The organism is Actinomadura formosensis, from assembly GCF_050948385.1.
Classification (GTDB): domain Bacteria; phylum Actinomycetota; class Actinomycetes; order Streptosporangiales; family Streptosporangiaceae; genus Spirillospora; species Spirillospora formosensis.
Genome location: NZ_CP192011.1, coordinates 2,558,556 through 2,578,505, shown reverse-complemented (window position 1 = coordinate 2,578,505; position 19,950 = coordinate 2,558,556). Strand labels below are relative to the sequence as shown.

Genomic DNA, 19,950 nt, shown 5'->3' with positions numbered 1-19,950 from the left:
CCCGCGATCAAGCACCGCACTGTGTCACGAAATCCGGACACTTCTCGCACACGGCGATGACATACGGCGGGGAGCGTGATCGTCATGACGCTCGCGATCACTCCGGCCCTTCCGCAGGCACCGCCGGACTCCCCGTCCCCCGCCCGGCCGCGCGCCCTCGGCTGGCTGCTCGCCGCCGGTGTGCTCGCCCAGGTGGCGGTACGGCTGTGGTTCGCCCGCGCGCGGACCGGGCCGGTGGCGAACCCGGACGAGACCGGCTACCTGGTCGCGGCCCGGTGGCTGACCGGCGGGCCGGCCGCCGACCTGTCCGGGAACACCTTCTACCGGGGCGGCTATCCCCTCCTGCTCACCCCGGCCTCCTGGTCGTCGCACGACCCGGTGACGGTCTACACGGCCGTCATGGTGATCAACGCGCTGATCGGCGCGGCGCTGTTCCCGCTCGGGTACGCGGCGGCGCGCCGGTTCGGGCTGGCCCGGCGGGCCGCGCTGCCGCTCGCGTTCACGGCGGCGCTGCTGCCCGCCACCACGTTCTTCGGCGCGTTCGTGCTCGCGGACGCCGTGCTGCCCGCGCTCGTCCTGGCGTGGCTGCTGAGCCTGGACCGGTTCGCCCGGAAAGGCCGGGCCGTGGACGGGGTCCTCGCGAGCGTGGTCGCGGCCTACACGCCGGCCGTCCACACGCGCGGGACGGTCCTGCTCGCCGTGCACGCGCTGGCCCTGGCCGTGCTCGCGGTGAAACCCCTGCGGCGGCGCGCGGCGCTGGTCGCGGGCGGCGTGGCCGCCGCCGGGTACGCGGCGGCTGCGGTGTTCAACGCGCATCTGCAGAACACGATGTACCGGCACGGCACGCGGGACCTGGCCGGGAACTTCGAACGCCGGATGACCACGGTGGCGGGGCAGGAGCGGGCGCTGGCCGGGGCCGCCGGGCAGGTCTGGTACCTGATCGTCTCGACCTGGGGGCTGGCCGGGATCGGGCTGGTGGTCGTCGCCGCGGCGCTGGTGCGGCGGCGGACACCGCCGGCCGACCGGCTCATGGCGGCCGTGCTGACCGCCGTGACCTGCGGGATCGCGTACGCGTCGACGGCCGCGCTGCCGGACGAGCACCGGGTCGGCAACTTCGCCTACGGCCGGTACCTGTCCTGCCTCGCCCTCGTCTACGCGCTCGCGGGCGCGGCGGCGCTCGTCCGGTCGCAGGCCCGGACGGCGATGCGGCTGACGGCGGCGGCGCTGCTCGTCATGGAGGGCGCGGGCCTGTGGGTCGCCGGCTACGCGGGCGACCGGCTGCGCACCCACACGTTCATCGGCTTCGACTTCCCCGAGACCATGTTCCTGACCGGCGACCGCACCGCGCTGCACCTGCAGTGGACGGCGCTCAGCGCGGGCGTCCTGCTCTGCGGGCTGCTCCTGCTGTCGAGGCCGGCCAGGACGCCTCTCCTGGCTCTCGGCGTGGCCGGGATCAACCTGGCCGCGATGACGTTCCTCATGGGGCCGTCGCCCGACCGCATCCACCCGGCTCGGCCGTTCCCCGGCCCGGCGGCGGGCGGGGTCGTCGCGGACGTGGCGGTCGGCTGGGACGTCCGGATCAAGCTCATGCACCCGGTGTGGTGGACGCGGATCGGCCGAGTCGACGTCCGCGACGGCCGCCCGCCCGCGCCCGGCGTGTGCACGGTGCTGACCTCCCTGCCGGACGGGACGTCCCCGGAGGCGTCATGGCCCGCGCACCCGGCGGGCTGGCGGCCGTACCCGCGGCGGGACCACCCGAACGGCTGGGTGGTCTGGCGGGCCCCGGTCTGCCCGGCGGCTCAGTAGCGCGTCACCAGCGCGATGCGGTCGTGGTCGACGAGGAAGCCGTCCGAGACGAACGTGACCTCGCCGCCGTACTCCAGCACCGTCTCGATGGCGTGGTCCACGGCGTCGTCGACGACGTCCGCGCCCTTGAGGTCGCCCGGCCTCCCGTCGACCGGGACGAGTTCGCCGCCGGTCCGCACCGCGGGCGCGTAGTAGCCGCGTTCGACGACCAGGTGCTCGGCGCGGCCCTCCTCGGCCAGGCGGCCGACCTCGCGGAGCCCGCCCGCGTACCGCTGGATGCTGCGCGCGGCCTCCAGTTCCGCCAGCACGCCGACCTCCCGCAGGTCCTCGTAGGCGGCGAGCGCCGGGCGGGCCGCGTCGGCGAGGGTGCTGGGCGCGGCGCCCTCGAAGCTGCCGTCGACGCGGCCCGCCACGGTGATGTGCGGCCCGGCCACCTCGTCGAAGAACGCCTGGTGCCGGGTGACGCCCGCGACGATCAGCGGGCGGCGGTCCCGGCCGAGCACGCGGTCGAGGGCGGCCACCACGTCCCGCATGAGCTGCCGCTGCCGCTCGCCGTCGCCGCCCTGCGCGGCGCGCCGCGCCTGCCGCCCGGAGCCGGCCTCGTCGATCGGCGCGGGCACGGCCGGGAAGCCGCCGCCGGTGCGCTCGGTCAGCTCCTCGCCGCGGCCGTCCCACAGCCGGGCCCGCTGGTCCGACAGCGACAGCAGCCAGTAGCGCGGGGTGCGGGTGTAGGCGGCGACGAGGTCGCGGGTGGCGAACCCGGTGTTCACGATGACCCGCTCGTCCACGTGCTGGCCGATGGTGAACGCGTGGTGTTCGCCGCCCGGGGCGGCGAACAGCACCAGCCCGTCGGACGCGTGCCGCAGGTCGACCTCCTCCGCGGCGCGCTCCAGCCCGTGGACGACGTGGTCGGCGGCGCCGGGCGGGACCCGGGCGTCGTCGTGCAGCCGCCGCCGTGCCTCCGCCAGGAGGTTGCGCAGCCGGATGCGGTCCTCGCGGCTGCCCGTGACGGCCCGGTGCGTCGGCATCAGCACCGACACGGCCGGGTAGGCCCGCGGCTTGCGCAGCTCGGACAGGGTAGCGGCGTCCATGATCCCCCGATTAGTCAGCCTTGTTCGCTTATGTCTCTTTTGTAGCCACCCATTGGTAAACGAGGTGTAAGCGCGGGCCGAAGACCGTGCCGGGCCGCCCGCTCAGCCCGGGGTGATGAAGGCCGTCTCGTAGGCGAGGATCACGGCCTGCGTCCGGTCCCGGGCCTGCAGCTTGGCGAGGATGTTCCCGACGTGCGTCTTCACCGTCTGCGGGCTCACGAACAGCTCCTGCGCGATCTCCGCGTTCGAGTGGCCCTTGGCCATCAGCCGCAGCACGTCCCCCTCCCGCTCGGTGAGCCGGTCGTGCCAGCGCGCGCCGCCGTCCCCGCCCCGCCGCCCGTGCGCGGCGGCCAGCTCCCGGATCGCGGCCGGGAACAGCAGGCTGTCGCCGTGCGCGACCATCCGGATCGCCTGCACGATCTCCTCCGGCCGCGTCCGCTTGAGCAGGAAGCCGTGCGCGCCGGCCTTCAGCGCGTCGTAGACGTACTCGTCGTTCTCGAACGTGGTGACGACGATGATCCGCGGCGGCTCCGGCACGGTGTCCAGGACGCGGCGGGTCGCCTGGATGCCGTCGAGCCGCGGCATCCGCACGTCCATCAGGATCACGTCCGGGCGCAGCCGGTTCACCTCGCCCGGCACCCCGGCCCCGTCGGACGCCTCGCCGACCACGGTCAGATCGCCCTCCGCGTTGATGATGGCGGCGAGACCCGCCTGGATCAGCCGCTCGTCGTCGACCAGCAGAACCTTGATCGTCATGTTCCGGACCTTAGCGGCAGCGAGACGCAGAACCGCCAGCCGTCCTCGTCCGCCCCGGCGGTCATGTCACCGCGCAGCACGAGGACGCGCTCGCGGACCCCGGCGAGGCCGCGCCCCCCGCCGTGGCCGGCACCCTCCCCCCGCGGCGCGCCGAGCGGGTTGCTCATCTCCATCTCCAGCCGCTCGCCCGCGATGCCGAGCCGCAGCCGTACCGGGACCTTCCCCGCGTGCCGCAACGCGTTCGTCAGGCCCTCCTGGACGATCCGGTACGCCTCCCGCGACACCGCCGCCGGGACCTGCTCCACCTCGGGGCCGACCTCCGCGTCCAGCTTCACCCCGGCGATCCGGGTCTGCTCCAGCAGCCGTCCGAGGTCCTGCAGCGTGGCCTGCGGGGCGGGCCGGGACGGGTCGTCGCGCAGCAGCCCGAGCACGTGGTCGAGGTCCTCCAGCGCGGCACGGGCCGACTCCTCGATCGCGCCGAGCGCCGCCCGGGCGAACGCCGGATCGCTGTCGAGAACCCGCCCGGCCGCCCCGGCCTGCAGGGTCACCACGCTGAGCGCGTGCCCCACCGAGTCGTGCAGTTCCCGCGCCAGCCGGTTGCGCTCGGCGAGCCGGACCGCCCTCGCCTCCATGTCGGCGAGCCGCTCCGCGGCGGACGGCCCGAGGAACCACGGTGCCAGCCGGGACAGCAGCGTCCCCGCCCCCACGATCAGCGCGAGCAGCACCGCCAGCGACGCCAGCCCGATGAGCGGCGCGGGCCACTGGTGCCAGGCGTTCTCCCACCCCCAGGTGTCCAGGAAGCGGGTGTCCCAGCTCACCGCGGGCGCAAGGAGCATCACGATCGCGAACGGCGGCACCGCCAGGCTGAGGCCGCTCACCACCACGCCGCCGAACAGGTGCAGGCCGAACCACGCCGCGGCCCGGATCCGGCTCTCCCACGAGCGCCCCGGCTCCGGGACGAACGCCGCGGCGGGCCCGTTGAGCAGCTCCTTGGCGAGGGCCCCCTCCAGCAGCCGGACCGTCGGCACGAGCCCGGTGACGAACGTCGCCGCGCCCGGCAGCACGAGCAGCATCAGCACGAACTTCACGACGGCGCCGCCGATCGGCAGCAGCGGCGTGAAGCTGATCGTGAAGAACCAGTACGGCATCAGCAGCGCGCCGCCCACCACGAGGTGGGACCAGCGCCGCCAGGTCGTCCGCTCGATCAGCGGCCGGAGCACACGGAGCACGCGTCGATCCTGGCAGACGCGGCGGCGGCGGCACTCCCCCGCGCGGGGGAACCGGGGCTCAGGACGGGGTCCGCTTGCCCTGCTGCTCCGCCACCGCGCGGTCGCGCTCGGCCAGCTTGGCGAGACGCGCGTTGTAGGCGGCCAGCTCGTCCTCCTCGCCGCGGCCGCCGCCCTTCGCGGCCCGGTCGGCCTTGCGGTCCATCCGCCGCGCCTGCCGCTGGTCGTCCAGGTACCACTGGAACGCCATGACGATGAGGACGACGAACGTCGGAACCTCCCCGAAGGCCCACGCGATCGCGCCGCCGGTGTGCTGGTCGTGCAGCGTCGTGGTGCCCCACGGCGGGTCGACGGCCCCGTACCAGCCGCGCGCCAGGGCCTGGCTCATGCTCATCAGCGCGATGCCGAAGAACGCGTGGAACGGCATCGTGACGAACAGCAGGATGAGCCGCGCCGGGTAGGGCAGCTTTTTCGGCGCGGGGTCGACGCCGAGCAGCACCCAGAAGAACAGCGATCCCGCCGCCAGGAAGTGCACCATCATCGCGATGTGGCCGAGGTGGTTGCGCATCGCCGCCCCGAACAGCGGCGTGAAGTACAGCGCGAACGTGCTGACCACGAAGATGATCGTCGCCACCGCGGGATGCGCGACGACGGAGAGGTAGCGGCTGTGCAGGAACGCGGTCAGCCACTCGCGCGGGCCGCGGTCGCCGCGCACCCGGGCGGGCTTCAGCGCCCGCAGCGCCAGCGTCACCGGCGCGCCGAGGACCAGGAAGATCGGCGTCAGCATGTTCAGCACCATGTGCTGCGCCATGTGCACGCTGAACAGGATCGGCGCGTACTTGGCCACGCCGGTCTGGGTGACGGCCAGGATGGTGACGAGCCCGATGAACCAGGCGGCGGTGCGTCCCATCGGCCAGGAGTCGCCGCGCCGCCGCAGCCGGGCGACGCCGGCGAGGTAGAGGCCGCCGAGCACCGCGGACAGGGTGGCGAAGAACAGGTCGAACTGCCACAGCGTCAGCAGCCGCAGCGGGGTGACCTCCGGCGGCATGTCGTAGCCGAGCAGCGACCTGACCGCCGACTCCGGCGCGGCCGGCGGGGGCGGCGCGGTACGCGCCAGGGCGACGGCGAGGCCCATGGTGGCGGCCATCACGGCCGCCTCGACGGAGGCGAACCGCGCGAACGCCCCCGGCCCGCGACCGGCGAGGGCGGGCAGCGTCCGGGTCCGGTGCCACCAGCCGAACCAGCCGAGCACCCCGAAAGCGACGATCTTGCCGAGGGCCAGCCGCCCGTAGTCCGTCGTCACCAGCTCGGACGGGTCCGGGAGCCGGGCGATCACGTTCACCAGACCGCTGGCGCCGACGGTGATGTAGCACCACAGGGCCATGCGGCTGAACCGTTCCGCCATGACGGGCAGCCGGTCGCGGCGGAGCAGTGCGTGCGCGGCGACGATGGCGAGCCCGCCGACCCACGGGGCGACGGCGGCCACGTGCAGCGCGACGCCGGTCACCGCGGTGGAGTGGTTGGCGGCCGAGGCCGAGTGCCCGGTCAGCGGCGCGGGCAGCAGCGCGATCCCGGCCATGGCGAGCAGCCCGAACGCGGCGGCGGGCGTGGTGGTGGTGCGGGCCAGCAGCGCCACCACCACGGCCAGCAGCACCACGATCATGAGGGCGGTGCCCTGCGGCAGCGAGCCGACGTAGCTGCTCAGCTCACTGCCGGTGAGGACCTCCCCGACCGGCTGGCCGAGGACGTCCGCGACGGTGAAGACCAGGGTGGCGGCCGCGGCGGCGGCCCAGCCGGCGGCCAGCCAGGACGCGGCGTTCAGATAGCCGATCGCGTCCCTGGACAGCCGGGCGGCGCCGCGCCCGCCTTCGAAGGGCAGCAACGCGGTGGCGGCGAGCAGGGCGCCGATGGTGAGCACGGACAGCAGGTCCATCGCGGCCCGGGAGACGGGCAGCCCCCACCGGGTGAGGGCGCCCGCGTCGCCGAGGCCGGGGATGACCTCCTCGGTGACCGAGCCGCCGAGGACGAGACCGGCCACCAGGGCGGCGCCGGCCGCGGCGGCCGCCGCCGCGCCGGCCCGCCAGACGCCCAGGCTCCCCTTACTCACTTCCGGTTGCCGCCGGGTGCTTGCGCTTGGCGCGGAACACGATGCCGGCACCGATGCCGACGCCCACGAGGAGGCCGCCGATGATCAGCACCCACAGGATCATCCCGGAGCCGGAGTCCTTCTCGGCGGCCTGTTCCTGGTCGAGCTTGAGCGGCTGCTCGTTGGCGGTGGCGGCGTCGCCCGTCTGCTGCTCGGCGCCGACCCCGCCGGCGGACGGCGCGGGCGAGGCCGCCTCGCCACCGGCCGCGGTGAACGTCAGGTCGCTGTTCTCGATCGGGTGCCCGTCCTCACCGACGACCCGGTAGGCGACCGTGTAGGAGCCGGCGGGCAGCGGCCCGGTCAGCTTCTGCGTCACCGTCGTTCCCGAACGCTCGGCCGGGCCCGACTGGTACGTCTTGTTCTTGTCGTCCTTGACGACGACCTTCGCCACGCTGATCTTGTCGCTGAAGACCAGCTTGACCTCGGTGACCGATTCCGCCGACCCGCCCTTTCCAGGGGTGCTCTCGACCAGGCGGGTGTGCGCCAGTGCGGGGGGCGCGGTCACGGCGCCGAGGACGAGGGCGAGGGCGGCGACGACGCCGGCGCGGCGGACGGGTCGGCGGGACTTGAAGATGTTCATGGAGGGCCGGGTTTTCTAGGTGAGTTGAAGGGCTGTGTCCACCCTACTGAGCCCGCCACCATGGCACGTCCCGGGGCGGGAAGTACCGCAACCCGCGGAAAACCCCGATCAATTGCACCCGCAGTCGCAATCGCAGCAGTCGCAGTCACAGTCGCAGCAACTGCAGCAATCACAGCAGCCCGAGCAGTCGCCGCAGCCTCCGTCGCAACCGTCGCCATGCCGGGAGCACCAGCAGCGGTCCCCGCACGACTCGCCGTGGTGCTCGCTCCACTCGGGCTGGAAGACACCGCAGGTCGCGCAGACGAGCGCCCCGGTGAAGCACGGCACCGGCCAGCCGGGACGGGGCGGCCGGGGCCCGCGCCTGGAAAGGTTCTCGGGGTCGGCGAACACCCGGTCGACGGAACGTCCCACCTCGCGGTCCAGCAGCGCCCGGACGAGCCGGGGCCGCTCCAGTTCGAGGTCGGCGAGGGCCAGGCGGAGCCCGTGGAGCGCGTCGTCCGCGTGGCGGCGGGCCTCGGCGAGGGTGGTGCCGGTGGCGAGCAGCGGGTTGTAGGCGCCCGTGGCCTCGTCGTCCGCGACGTCCTCGACCGCGTCGAGGAGGTGGGCGAGCCGCCCGAAGAAGCGGCCGGCCTCGGCGAGCGGCTCGGCGTTGCGCTCCTTGCCCGCGAGGACGGCGGTGTGCGCGAACACGGCCGCGACGGCGGTCTCGGTGGGCTCGGTCAGGTCGAGCAGCCCCAGTCCGGGCGAGGACTCCAGGACGGGCTGCCGGGCGACCGCGTCGCGCAGCGCCGACGGGTCGAAGCCGACCGCGGCGCCCGTCCGCCCGCCGGCGGCGTCCCAGCGGTCGGCCATCCGCCCCGCCGCGGCGGCGACCAGGCGGCGCGCGTACGGGCCGTCGCCGTCCGCGACATGGTCACGGGTCTTGCCCGCGGCGAGCAGCAGCGACGCGGCGGCGGCCAGTTGCGCGCCCTGCGCCCGCGCCGTGACCACCTCGGCGGTCTTCATCCCGCGCAGCGCGCACGGCCCGGCCTTGCGGCGCGGGGACGACGCCGGCGCCTGCGCCTCCACCAGCACCGACACCAGCAGCCCGTCGTAGTTGGTGACGAGCCGCGCGGCCTGGCCGTGCTCGGCCCGCAACGTCAGGCACAGCCCGCAGAGATGGGCCATCCAGTCCTTGAACAACGATCCGCACAGGACATGCCTGCATGGTCTGACCACACCGAACACCGGCAACTCCCCAACTCGGGCAACTCGCAGCATTATGGACGCGGCGCCGCCCGAGTTGGTTCGGTCACACCCCCACGCAGGTCAGGGCGCGGCGGTAGGCGGCCATCCGCGGCTCCTCGGCGGTGCCCGTCTCGGCCAGGACCTCGGCGAGGTCGAACCACGCCTGCGCGGCCTCCCGGGAGGACTCCATCTCCTCCAGGCAGGTCGCGGCCCGGGTCAGCACCTCCACCGCGCGGTCGCGGCGGCCGAGCCGCACCGACGCCTCGCCGAGCACGGTCAGCGCCCCGGCGGTGGCCCGGCGCGGGGCGTCCCCGAGCAGGTCGAGCGCCTCCTCGGCGAGCGCCACCGCCTCGGCGGGGCGGCCGAGCGCGGTCTCGGCGCGGGCCAGTTCGGTCAGGCACCAGGCCACGTCGATCTCCCCGGACGAGCTGGCGCTGATCTCGGCGCGGACCCGGCCGAGCAGCTCGCGGGCGCGGGACGCCTGGTCCGGGCGGGCGCGCAGCAGCAGCCCGGCGTAAAGGACGCGGAGCCGGTTCAGGTCGCGCGGATCCTCGCCGTCACCGGCCAGCATCAGCGCCCGCTCGGCCAGGGTGACGCCGTCCTCGTACTCACCGCGGATCTCCGCGACGTAGGCGGCCTCCCAGTAGGCGACCATCCGCGCGCGGGGGCTGCCGATCCGCTCGGCCCGCTCGACGAGCTGGACGGCGAGCTGGCGGGCCCGGACGAGGTCGCCGCGCTCGATGAACGCGGCGAGCAGCGCCGCGCCGAGGTGCACGGCGGCGTCGGTGGAGTCGGCACCGGTCGCGATCAGGTGCCGCAGCGCGCTCTCGGCCGCCTCCACCCCGGCGCTGACGTCACCGCGCTCGCGCAGGCAGCGGCTCAGCGCGACGTGCACCTTCGCCCAGTGGTCGAGATCGGCCTCGGCGGACGCCTCCTCGGTCAGCGCGGTCAGGCCGGCGATCGCCTCCTCCAGCCGGCCGGCGGCCTCCAGCGCGAGGGCGTGGCCCCAGCGCGCCTGGTGCAGCATCTCCGGCAGCGCGACCGCGTCGGCGTTCGCGAGCACCTCGGCGAACCGGGCCCGCGCCTCGTCCGCCGCGCCGTTGCTGAGCGCGATCTCGGCGTAGTCGAGCGTGACGCGCAGCTCGTCCACGACGTCCTCGCTGACACCGCTGACGAGGTAGGTCGCCGAGCAGTTCAGCTTCGCCGCCAGCAGCTCGACCACACTCGGGGCCGGCACCCGCTTGTCGCTCTCGATCAGCGAGATGTAGCTGTCGGACAGCTCGGGGAAGGCAAGCTGGGCCTGGCTCACGCCCTGCCGGATCCGCAGGGCGCGGATGCGCTGCCCCAGGGTCTCCCTATCCATCGTGTGACCACCGCCTACAGGGTTTCACCACTGGGTTCTCACCGCAGGGTGCTCGCCGGCCGCGCCGCGTGCGGGGCGAGGAAGAAAGTCGATGACGGCAGGCTATAGCGGACAGATCGCCCCCGTCACGCTCCGGAGTCCCCAAGCGGTTAACCTGTGCTCGCCCATTCCGGAGACCCCCTGCCGGAACCACGCTGCGAAAAGCGGAGCGCCCGTCATGTCCGAGACCAGTACCGCGAAGACCGACGATTCACCGCCGGCCGGCGGGGGCGGACCGCTGGAGCGGCTGTTCGATCTCACCGGGCGCGGCAGCACCGTCCCGCGTGAGCTGCGCGGCGGCGTCACCACCTTCTTCGCGATGGCCTACATCATCCTGCTGAACCCGATCATCCTCGGCGGGGCGAAGGACGTCACCGGGGCGACACTGTCGATCCCGCAGCTGACCACGATGACCGCGCTGTCCGCCGCGGTCACCACGGTGATCATGGGATTCGTCGGGAACGCGCCGCTGGCGCTCGCCGCGGGCCTCGGCATCAACGCGGTCGTGGCCTTCCAGGCGGCGCCGGTGATGACCTGGCCGCAGGCGATGGGGCTGGTGGTGATCGAGGGCGCGGTCATCGTGGTGCTGGCGCTCACCGGCATCCGCGAGCGGATCATGAACTCGATCCCGCTGGCGCTCAAGCACGCGATCGCGGTCGGCATCGGCGCGTTCATCGCGCTGGTCGGCTTCTACGACGCGGGGTTCGTCACCTCCAGCGCGACCAGCCCGCCGCTGTCCCTCGGCACCGGCGGCCACCTGGCGACATGGCCGGCGCTGGTGTTCGCGCTCACCCTGCTGCTGATGATCGTCCTGTACGTGCGGCGGGTGCCCGGCGCGATCCTGATCAGCATCATCGCCGGGACGATCGGGGCCGTCGCCGTCCAGGAGAACGCGTCCATCGAGCAGGGCGGCTGGGGCGTCGTCACGCCGAACATGCCCGAGAAACTGTTCGCGGCACCCGACTTCGGGCTGTTCGGGGAGATCGACCTGGTCGGCGGGTTCGGCCGCGCCGGGGTGATCACCGCGCTGGTCGTGCTGTTCACCCTGGTGCTGTCGGGGTTCTTCGACGCGATGGGCACGATCCTCGGCATCAGCGACGAGGCGGGCCTGGTGAACGAGCGGGGCGAGGTGCCGCGGCTCGGCCGGATCCTGTCGGTGGACGGCCTGTCCGCCGCGTTCGGCGGCATCACCAGCTCGTCCGCCAACACGGTGTTCGTCGAGTCGGCGGCCGGTGTCGGGGAGGGCGCCCGGACGGGCCTGGCCAACATCGCGACCGGCGCGCTGTTCGCGGTGACGCTGTTCCTCACCCCGCTCGCCGCCACCGTCCCCGCCCAGGCCGCCGCGCCCGCGCTGGTCGTCGTCGGCGCGCTGATGATGACGCAGGTCTCCAAGGTGAACTGGGACGACCTGGACATCACCATCCCGGCGTTCCTCACCATCGTGCTGATGCCGTTCACGTTCTCGATCACCATCGGAATCGGCGGCGGGATGGTGAGCTACGCGCTGATCAAGCTCGCCCGGGGCAGGATCCGCGAGGTGTCGGTGTGGCTGTGGCCCGTGGTGGCGCTGTTCCTGGTCTTCTTCGCGATCAACCCGATCGAGCAGTGGCTGAACGTGCGGTGACCACTCGGGACGAACACGCCTCTACTGCCATTTGAGAGTCTTGGGCACGCCTGCGGGTGTCAAATAGTGCCGTCATGACGTAAGTAGAAGGTAGAGCCTTACCCCCGGCGTGAAAGGCGTGGCTGTGGTGTCCGCGGACTCTCCCTCCCGTCCGTCCCCGCCGGGTCACGTCCTGCTGGCGCCCGGCAGGTTCCCCGGAGCGCTGACCGCCGCGCAGGCGGCCCGGCACCTCGCGGCCGGGCTGTGCCGTGCCCGGCCCGGTGTCCCACTGCTGGAGCTGCCCGTGGCGGACGGCGGCGAGGGCACCGTGGAGGCGGCGGTCGCGGCCGGATGGCGGCGGGTCGAGGTCGAGGTGGGCGGGCCGACGGGCCGCCCGGTCACCGCGCGGCTGGCGCTGAACGGGCGCAGCGCGGTGGTGGAGCTGGCCGAGGCGTCCGGGCTGCGCCGGCTGCCCGGCGGCAAGCCGCGCCCGCTCGCCGCCTCCAGCCTCGGCACGGGGCAGCTGCTCGCGCACGCGGTCCGGCTCGGCGCCCGCCGGATCGTGCTGGGGCTCGGCGGCGGCGCCTGCGCCGACGGCGGCGCGGGCCTCGTGCAGGGGCTCGGCGGGCGGCTGCTGGACGCGCTCGGCAAGGACCTGCCGCCGGGCGGGGCCGCGCTGCGCTCGCTGCACGCCCTCGACCTGCGCGGCCTGCCCGACATGTCGGGCATCGAGGTGGTGATGGCGGGTGACCCGGCGGGACCGCTGCTCGGCCGCACCGGCGCCGCCGCCGTGGACGGGCCGCGCTGCGGCGCGACCCGCGAGGAGGTCCGGCTGCTGGACGCGGGGCTGCGCCGCTGGGCCGACCTGGCGGAGGCGGCGGCCCGCAAGGCGGCCCGCGACCTGCCCGGCGCCGGAGCCTGCGGCGGCGTCGGGTTCGCCGCGCTCATCTTCCTCGGCGCGACGATCGAGCCCGGCCCCGCGCTGATGCTCGGCTTACTGGGATTCGCCGAGAAGGCGCGCGGGGCGCGGCTCGTCGTCACCGGCGAGGGCACCCTGGACAGCCGGTCGCTGCGCGGCACCGCGCCGATCGGGGTGGCCCGCGCGGCGGCCCGGGCCGGCGCGCCGGTCGTCGCGGTGGCCGGGCGGCGCGGGCTCACCGGCGAGCAGCTCCGCAAGGCGCGCATCCAGGCGGCGTACGCGCTGGCCGACATCGAGCCGGACGACGAGCGCCGCGTCCGCCGGGCCGGGCCGCTGCTGGAGCAGCTCACGGTCGCGATCGCGGACGAGTGGCTCCCCGCGCACCCGTGATGTGAAACGCTCCAACGAACATACGCCACCTCCGTGACGACCACGTGGTCAGCCGTTTACCATTCGGTCCAGGCGGCGGGCCTTCCAGAACTCAACAGCGGCACTAGGCGGACACGGTATGGCCGAAGAGCAGTACGACTGGGCGTCCCTCGGGATCGACACCACCAAGCCGAGCATCGCTCGGACCTACGACGTGGTACTGAGGGGCAAGGACAACTTCGAGGTCGACCGGACCTTCGTGGCGGAGATCGTGAAGATCATCCCGGAGATCTACGACGTCGCCGCCTACAACCGGGAGATCCTCGGCCGCGGGGTGCGGTACCTGGCCGGCGAGGCGGGCATCCGGCAGTTCCTCGACCTCGGCTCGGGGCTGCCGACCGTGCAGAACACCCACCAGGTCGCGCAGGCCACCGCGCCCGGCGCGCGGGTCGTCTACGTCGACAACGACCCGATCGTCCTCGCGCACGGGCGGGCGCTGCTGGCCGAGAACGCGGACACCACGGTCATCACCGCCGACGTCCGCGAGCCGGAGAAGATCCTCGCGCACCCCGACGTCAGGCGGCTGATCGACTTCGACCGGCCGGTCGGGGTGATGCTGGTCGGCATCCTGCACCACCTGCACGACGACGAGGACCCGCAGGGCATCGTCGAGACGCTGATGGCCGCGGTGCCGTCCGGCAGCCACCTGTTCGTCACGAGCTTCTGCGCGTCCAGCCAGGAGGCGATCGACGCCGAGGTGCAGTACCAGGGGATGCTCGGCACCGGCCGGTTCCGGACACCGGAGGAGATCACCCGGTACTTCGACGGGCTCGACCTCCTCGACCCGGGCGTCGTCCCGCTGCCGCTGTGGCGCCCCGATGGGGACGTCCCGGACGAGCTGACCGTCGGCCAGCGCCTCATGTACGGGGGTATCGCCCGCAAACCCTGAACGTGCCCCAGGGCGGGCGCGGCGGACCGCGTCGCGAGCGCCTGCCCGCCGGCCAGGCACGCTTTACACAATGTCGCCGAAACGGTCGATGACTTGACACACTGCCGATAGTCGGAGGCGGGCTCCGCCCCGCACGCTGTACACGTACATCCTGGTCAGCGTTGACAGAGGAGCCCCGGTGAAGATCGGCGTGCCACAAGAGATCAAGAACCACGAGTACCGGGTCGCCATCACGCCGGCGGGCGCGCACGAGCTGACCCGGCACGGCCACGAGGTGTTCGTCGAGCGGGGCGCCGGCCTCGGCTCCGCGATCCCGGACGACGACTACATCGCCGCGGGCGCCAAGATCCTGGACGGCCCGGACGAGGTGTGGGCCGAGGGCGACCTGATCCTCAAGGTCAAGGAGCCCGTCGAGCCCGAGTACCACCGGATGCGCGACGGCCAGGTCCTGTTCACCTACCTGCACCTCGCCGCGTCCCGCGAGTGCACCGACGCGCTGCTGTCCGCCGGCGTCACCGCGATCGCGTACGAGACCGTCCAGCTGCCGGACGGCTCGCTGCCGCTGCTCGCCCCCATGTCGGAGGTCGCCGGGCGGCTCGCCCCGCAGGTCGGCGCGTACAACCTGATGGCGTCCAACGGCGGGCGCGGCGTCCTGCCCGGCGGCGTGCCGGGCGTGGCCCCGGCCAAGGTCGTCGTCATCGGCGGCGGCGTGGCCGGCCTGAACGCCGCCCAGATCGCGGCCGGGATGGGCGCGGACGTGACCATCCTGGACGTCAACGTCGACCGCCTCCGGCACATCGACGCCATCTACCGGGGCCGCCTGCGCACGCTCGTGTCCAGCGTCTACACGGTCGAGCAGGAGGCCCGCGCCGCCGATCTCGTCATCGGCGCCGTCCTGATCCCCGGTGCCCGCGCCCCCAAGCTGATCTCCAACGACCTCGTCGCCGGGATGAAGTCCGGTTCCGTTCTCGTGGACATCGCCATCGACCAGGGCGGCTGCTTCGAGGACTCCCGCCCCACCACGCACACCGACCCGACCTACCGGGTGCACGACTCGACGTTCTACTGCGTGGCGAACATGCCCGGCGCCGTCCCGAACACCTCCACCTACGCCCTCACCGGCGTCACGCTCCCCTACGCCGTCCAGATCGCCGAGAAGGGCTGGCGCCGGGCCCTCCAGTCGAACGCCGCCCTGGCCCGCGGCCTCAACACCCACGCCGGCGCCCTGACCTACGACCACGTGGCCGAAGCCCACGACCTGCCCTACGTGCCCCTCGGCGACGTCCTCGGCGTCGAGCCCTAGAGGGGTCCTCCTCCGCCACGATCGCGGCGCCCGGGATGGCCGTGTGTCGCGTGGTAGACACTCCCCATGGGCGAGCTGGTCTTGGTGCGGCATGGGGAGACCGATTGGAGCCGGGAGCGGCGGCATACCGGGCTCACGGACGTGCCGTTGACCGCCCGGGGCGAGGGGCAGGCGCGGGCCCTGCGCGGTGCGTTGGACGGGCGGCGGATCGTGCGGACGCTGGTCAGCCCGGCGCGGCGGGCGCGGCGGACGGCCGAGCTCGCGGGGCTCCCGGTGGACGAGATCGACCCGGGCCTGCGGGAGTGGGACTACGGCGGCTACGAGGGGATCACCACCGCCGAGATCCAGAAGGAGCGGCCAGGGTGGTACCTGTGGGACGACGGGGTCGTCCCCGGCGACGCCGGCCATCCGGGCGAGACCGTCCGGCAGGTCGGGGCGCGGGCGGACGCGGTGCTGGCGCGGGTCCGGCCGCCGCCGGCGGACGGCGACGTGGTGCTCGTCGCGCACGCGCATTTCCTGCGGGTGCTGACCGCGCGGTGGCTCGGCCTGGAGCCCGCGCTCGGGCGGCTGTTCGCGCTCGCCACCGGAACGCTGTCGGTGCTCGGCACCGAGCACGGCCGGCCGGTGATCACCGCCTGGAACGTCCCGGCTCCATAATCCCGGGCAGCGCATAAGGTACCTGTTGGGGGATGTCCCCCAGGGGTACCCGGGCGTGCGCCCCGGATGGATTGCGGAGGACGGAGATGGCTACCAGCGAGACCCCCACCCGCGGGTACACCGCCACCAAGGACCAGCTGCAGACACGGCTGGCCCGGATCGAGGGGCAGGTGCGCGGCATCGACCGGATGGTCGCGGAGGACCGCTACTGCATCGACATCCTCACCCAGATCAGCGCCGTCCAGGCCGCGCTGGACAAGGTGGCGCTCGGCCTGCTGGACGGGCACGTCCGGCACTGCGTGGCGGAGGGTGCCGAGGAGGGCAAGGGGGACGAGATGTCCACCGAGCTGATGGCGGCCGTCGGGCGGCTGATGCGCCGGGGCTGAGTCACCGGCCCCCGCGGTCGCAGCCGCCGCGCGGGGGGCCGGGCTGCTCCATGTTCTCCACGAGGGTGCGCCAGCCGCGCAGGAAGTGCGCCCGCTCGGCCGGGGTGAGCGCTTCCAGCGTCGCCCGCAGCGGGCGCAGCCGCTGCCAGGCGAACCGCTCGATGATCTCGCGGTGCTCCTCGGCCAGGCTGACGATCATGCGGCGGCGGTCCCGTTCGTCCGGCCGCCGTTCGACGAAGCCGCCGCGCTGCAGCTCCCCGACCAGCTGGCTGACCGTGGCGGGGCTGAGCGCCATGTGCCGGGCGAGGACGCCCACCGGCAGGGGGCCGTGCAGGACGAGCTGCGTCAGCGCGGGCACGTGCCGGGGGCCGAGCCCGGCGGCCCGCACCCGGTCGATGAGCTCCTCGGTCTCCCCGTGGCCCTTCATGCCGCGGACCACCCGGCCGACGAGCTGGACCAGCGTCTCCAGGTCGGCGTCGATCGAGGCGTCGCCGGCGAACTGATCCTCGGACATACCTTGAAGTTCAACATATTCCGTGATGCACTGCAAACCGTTGAACTTCAAGATGTTTCACCTCCGGACCGGCGGGGACCCCCGGCTACCGGGACTTCAGGCAAGGGGGCGACCATGGCCGAAAGCCCGTCCATCAAGGTGGCGCCGCCGGGCGGCCCGGGCGGCGCCGAACCACTCGACCGCAGGACCATCGTGCTCGGCCTCGTGGTCGTGGCGGGCACCGTGATGGCGATCCTGGACACCACGATCGTGAACGTGGCGCTGGAGACGCTCGCGCACGACTTCTCCACCGACCTGTCGACGATCCAGTGGGTCATCACCGGCTACATGCTCGCGATGGGCACCGTCATCCCGCTCACCGGCTGGGCCGTCGACCGGTTCGGCGGGCGGCGCGTGTGGATGACGTCGATCGTGCTGTTCGTCATCGGCTCGGCCCTGTCCGGCGCGGCCTGGAACATCGGATCGCTGATCGTGTTCCGGGTGGTGCAGGGACTCGGCGGCGGCATGCTGATGCCGACCGGCATGGCCATCTTGACGATGGCGGCCGGGCCGCACCGGCTGGGCCGCATCATGAGCGTCATCGGCGTCCCGATGCTGCTCGGGCCCGTCCTCGGCCCGGTGCTCGGCGGGTGGCTGGTCGAGGACGTCGACTGGCGCTGGATCTTCTTCGTGAACCTGCCGGTCGGCGCGCTCGCCCTCACGCTGGCCTGGTGGAAGATTCCGCACGACCACGGCGAGCACACCGCGCCGGGCCTCGACCTGCGCGGGCTGATGCTGCTGCCGCCCGGTTTCGTCCTGCTGATCTACGGGCTGTCGACGGCGAGCAGCAACGGCGGCTTCGGCGAGCCGGCCACGATCGCCTGGCTGGTCGCCGGGGTGGTGCTGGTCGGCCTGTTCGCGCTGCACAGCCTGAACCGCCGGGAGCGCGCCCTGATCGACGTGCGGCTGTTCGCCGACCGGACGTTCGCGACCGCGTCCGTCGCGGTGTTCTTCGTCGGCATCGCGCTGATGGGGTCGATGCTGCTGATTCCGCTGTACTACCAGACGGCGCGCGGCGAGGGCGCGTTCACCGCGGGCCTGCTGCTCGCCCCGCAGGGCCTCGGCGCCGCCACCGCGATGCCGCTGGCCGGCGTGATCACCGACCGGTTCGGCGCCGGGCGGATCGTGCCCGTCGGCATCACGCTGCTGGTCGCCGGCACCGTCCCGTTCGCGATGGTGGGCGCGGACACGTCCTACTGGCTGCTCGGCAGCACGCTCTTCGTGCGCGGCCTCGGACTCGGCTGCACGATGATGCCGACGATGTCGGCCGCGCTGACCACGCTGAGCCGGGCGATGGTGTCACGGGCCAGCAGCACGCTGAACATCATCGTCCAGCTCGGCGGCTCGGTCGGCACGGCGCTGCTGGCCGTCATCCTGTCCCGCCAGATCAGCGACCGGATCCCGCAGGCGGCCGGGGGCGGCGGCGCCGGCGTGGGAGAGATCCCCGACCGGGTCCGCGAGCAGCTCGCGCCGAAACTGGCCGACGCGTTCGGCAGCACGTTCTGGGTCGCGCTCGTCCTCACCGCCGTGCTGATCCTCCCGGCGCTGCTGCTGCCGCGGCACGGAGCCCGGCACGGCGCGCCGGCGGACGCCGCACCGCCGCTGGGCTAGGACGCGATCGACCAGGTGGCCAGTCCCGTCTCGCGCGCACGCGTGAGACGCCTGGCCCGCTGGGCGTCCGGCGAGTACCGGAACCGCTCCGGGACGACCTGGGAGGTGCGGTACAGGCCCTTCAGCGTCAGCGTCGCCGCCAGGTCGGACGTGGGCAGCCCCGGCAGCCCGTACATGCGGCGGGCCCAGCGCGGCAGCGTCGCGACGGTCAGCACCCCGATGCCGGGCGCGGCGAGCTTCAGCGGCAGCAGCTGCCGCGGGACGGCCGGGCTGAACATGCGGCGCAGCCCCTCGCGGGCCTCCCGGCACGCCCAGACCCGGCGCCGCATCTGCGCGTAGTACTCCTGCATCTCCGCGACCGTGGCGGGCACGTCCGCCGGGTCGAGCCCGACGACCTCGGCGGCGCGGCGCTGCTCGTCCACGAACGTGTCGGCGTCCTCGGGGGTCAGCGGTACCCCGGCACGGCGCGCCACGTCCAGGTACGAGTCGACCTCGCCCATGTGGACCCAGAGCAGGTTCTCCGGGTCGTCGATCGGGAAGGTCTCGCCGGTGCGCATGTCGAGGCCGGTCAGCTTGGCGTGCATCCGCCGGACGCGGCGCCCCACCCGCTCGACCTCCTCTTCCGTCCCGTAGGTGCGGACGCGGACGAACTCGACCGTCCGGGTGAGCCGCGCCCACGCGGCGGCGGGGTCCATGAGCTCGGAGTTCTGCGCGGTCCCCCACATCGAGCGCGGATGGAGGGCCTGCAGCAGCAGCGCCCTGATCCCGCCGACCAGCAGCACGGGCTCGCCCATGACCCGCCAGGTCACCGAGCCCGGCCCGAACAGGCCGTGGTCCACGCCCGCCTCGCTCGACTCGTGCACGTCGACCGCCTTTCCGCTCGCCCCCCTTGTCCAGCCTGGCCGGGGGCAAACCATGTCCTGCCAGGGTAAACAAGAACTTACCCTGCCATGACCTGCATCACACGGTCCAGAGGTTCAGTCGTCTTCCACCGCTTCGTCGCGTGCCTCCGGCTCGGTCTGCTCGGTGATCCAGGCGAGGTAGTCCATGCTGCCCGCCACGACGGGGGTCGCGATGATCTCCGGGGTGTCGTAGGAGTGCCCCTCGGTGATCAGGGAGGCCAGCTCGTCGAAACGGTCGGCGGAGGTCTTGAAGAACACCATCCACTCCTCCGCCGATTCGATCTCGCCCTCCCACCAGTAGGTGCTGGCGATGGGGCCCACCAGCTGGGCGCAGGCCGCGAGCCGCTCGGCGACCGCCGACCGGGCCAGCTCGGCGGCCTCCGCGCGGGAGTCGGTCGTGGTCGTCACCTGCACGTAAGAGTGGGCCATGGCACGACTCCTTCCCGCTCGGCGTCCGCGCACGC

18 protein-coding genes are annotated in these 19,950 nt (G+C 73.5%); 8 read left to right on the top strand and 10 right to left on the bottom strand.

Annotation, left to right across the window (positions count from 1 at the left end; genetic code table 11):
* The first annotated feature begins 84 nt into the window (after window positions 1–84).
* Window positions 85–1,806, top strand: coding sequence for a hypothetical protein (locus ACQP1N_RS12185; protein ID WP_131732721.1), 1,722 nt, complete (start codon window positions 85–87; stop codon window positions 1,804–1,806).
* Here the strand turns inward: ACQP1N_RS12185 and ACQP1N_RS12180 are convergent.
* The 7 genes from ACQP1N_RS12180 to ACQP1N_RS12150 form a co-directional block, all read right to left on the bottom strand.
* Complete coding sequence (locus ACQP1N_RS12180) at window positions 1,800–2,897, bottom strand: hypothetical protein (RefSeq protein WP_067802072.1); 1,098 nt, start codon at window positions 2,895–2,897, stop codon at window positions 1,800–1,802. The genes ACQP1N_RS12185 and ACQP1N_RS12180 overlap by 7 nt on opposite strands.
* A 102-nt stretch (window positions 2,898–2,999) precedes the next feature.
* On the bottom strand, window positions 3,000–3,653 hold the full coding sequence (locus ACQP1N_RS12175; protein WP_433231217.1) for a response regulator: 654 nt from the start codon (window positions 3,651–3,653) through the stop codon (window positions 3,000–3,002).
* On the bottom strand, window positions 3,650–4,882 hold the full coding sequence (locus tag ACQP1N_RS12170; RefSeq protein WP_242608873.1) for a sensor histidine kinase: 1,233 nt from the start codon (window positions 4,880–4,882) through the stop codon (window positions 3,650–3,652). The genes ACQP1N_RS12175 and ACQP1N_RS12170 overlap by 4 nt, the downstream gene beginning before the upstream one ends.
* A gap of 58 nt (window positions 4,883–4,940) precedes the next feature.
* The gene (locus tag ACQP1N_RS12165) at window positions 4,941–6,986 is read right to left on the bottom strand and encodes a cytochrome c oxidase assembly protein (protein ID WP_067802080.1); all 2,046 of its coding nucleotides are present in this window, start codon (window positions 6,984–6,986) and stop codon (window positions 4,941–4,943) included.
* Window positions 6,979–7,605, bottom strand: coding sequence for a copper resistance CopC family protein (locus ACQP1N_RS12160; RefSeq protein WP_067802083.1), 627 nt, complete (start codon window positions 7,603–7,605; stop codon window positions 6,979–6,981). Before ACQP1N_RS12160 ends, ACQP1N_RS12165 begins: the two co-directional genes overlap by 8 nt.
* 108 nt (window positions 7,606–7,713) lie before the next feature.
* Window positions 7,714–8,772 carry a DUF5685 family protein gene (locus tag ACQP1N_RS12155; RefSeq protein ID WP_067802118.1) on the bottom strand — a complete coding sequence of 353 codons (1,059 nt, stop codon included), beginning with the start codon at window positions 8,770–8,772 and terminating at the stop codon, window positions 7,714–7,716.
* A gap of 124 nt (window positions 8,773–8,896) precedes the next feature.
* Entirely contained in the window at window positions 8,897–10,195 is a 1,299-nt protein-coding gene (locus ACQP1N_RS12150; protein WP_067802086.1) for a helix-turn-helix domain-containing protein, read from the bottom strand.
* Between the two features lie 217 nt (window positions 10,196–10,412).
* Here ACQP1N_RS12150 and ACQP1N_RS12145 point away from each other — a divergent pair, with 217 nt between their 5' ends.
* The 6 genes from ACQP1N_RS12145 (at window position 10,413) to ACQP1N_RS12120 (ending at window position 16,420) form a co-directional block, all read left to right on the top strand.
* Window positions 10,413–11,858, top strand: coding sequence for an NCS2 family permease (locus ACQP1N_RS12145; protein ID WP_067802090.1), 1,446 nt, complete (start codon window positions 10,413–10,415; stop codon window positions 11,856–11,858).
* 127 nt (window positions 11,859–11,985) lie between these two features.
* Window positions 11,986–13,146 carry a glycerate kinase gene (locus tag ACQP1N_RS12140; protein ID WP_255218827.1) on the top strand — a complete coding sequence of 387 codons (1,161 nt, stop codon included), beginning with the start codon at window positions 11,986–11,988 and terminating at the stop codon, window positions 13,144–13,146.
* Window positions 13,147–13,264: 118 nt separating this feature from the next.
* Complete coding sequence (locus ACQP1N_RS12135) at window positions 13,265–14,074, top strand: SAM-dependent methyltransferase (RefSeq protein WP_433231211.1); 810 nt, start codon at window positions 13,265–13,267, stop codon at window positions 14,072–14,074.
* Window positions 14,075–14,252: 178 nt separating this feature from the next.
* Window positions 14,253–15,377: an alanine dehydrogenase gene (gene ald, locus ACQP1N_RS12130; protein ID WP_433231209.1), complete on the top strand. Its 1,125-nt coding sequence runs from the start codon at window positions 14,253–14,255 to the stop codon at window positions 15,375–15,377.
* 66 nt (window positions 15,378–15,443) lie between these two features.
* The gene (locus ACQP1N_RS12125; protein ID WP_067802097.1) at window positions 15,444–16,034 is read left to right on the top strand and encodes a histidine phosphatase family protein; all 591 of its coding nucleotides are present in this window, start codon (window positions 15,444–15,446) and stop codon (window positions 16,032–16,034) included.
* An 86-nt stretch (window positions 16,035–16,120) separates the two neighbouring features.
* Window positions 16,121–16,420, top strand: coding sequence for a metal-sensitive transcriptional regulator (locus ACQP1N_RS12120; RefSeq protein ID WP_067802100.1), 300 nt, complete (start codon window positions 16,121–16,123; stop codon window positions 16,418–16,420).
* A gap of 1 nt (window position 16,421) precedes the next feature.
* Here ACQP1N_RS12120 and ACQP1N_RS12115 read toward each other — a convergent pair whose 3' ends face one another.
* Window positions 16,422–16,934 carry a MarR family winged helix-turn-helix transcriptional regulator gene (locus tag ACQP1N_RS12115; RefSeq protein ID WP_131733035.1) on the bottom strand — a complete coding sequence of 171 codons (513 nt, stop codon included), beginning with the start codon at window positions 16,932–16,934 and terminating at the stop codon, window positions 16,422–16,424.
* Window positions 16,935–17,048: 114 nt separating this feature from the next.
* On the opposite strand from ACQP1N_RS12115, the gene ACQP1N_RS12110 reads away from it, so the two are divergent.
* On the top strand, window positions 17,049–18,584 hold the full coding sequence (locus ACQP1N_RS12110) for a DHA2 family efflux MFS transporter permease subunit (protein WP_433231204.1): 1,536 nt from the start codon (window positions 17,049–17,051) through the stop codon (window positions 18,582–18,584).
* Here ACQP1N_RS12110 and ACQP1N_RS12105 read toward each other — a convergent pair.
* Entirely contained in the window at window positions 18,581–19,447 is an 867-nt protein-coding gene (locus tag ACQP1N_RS12105) for an oxygenase MpaB family protein (RefSeq protein ID WP_433231202.1), read from the bottom strand. The genes ACQP1N_RS12110 and ACQP1N_RS12105 overlap by 4 nt on opposite strands.
* Before the next feature lie 114 nt (window positions 19,448–19,561).
* The gene (gene cutA, locus ACQP1N_RS12100) at window positions 19,562–19,915 is read right to left on the bottom strand and encodes a divalent-cation tolerance protein CutA (protein ID WP_067802109.1); all 354 of its coding nucleotides are present in this window, start codon (window positions 19,913–19,915) and stop codon (window positions 19,562–19,564) included.
* Window positions 19,916–19,950 lie beyond the last annotated feature (35 nt).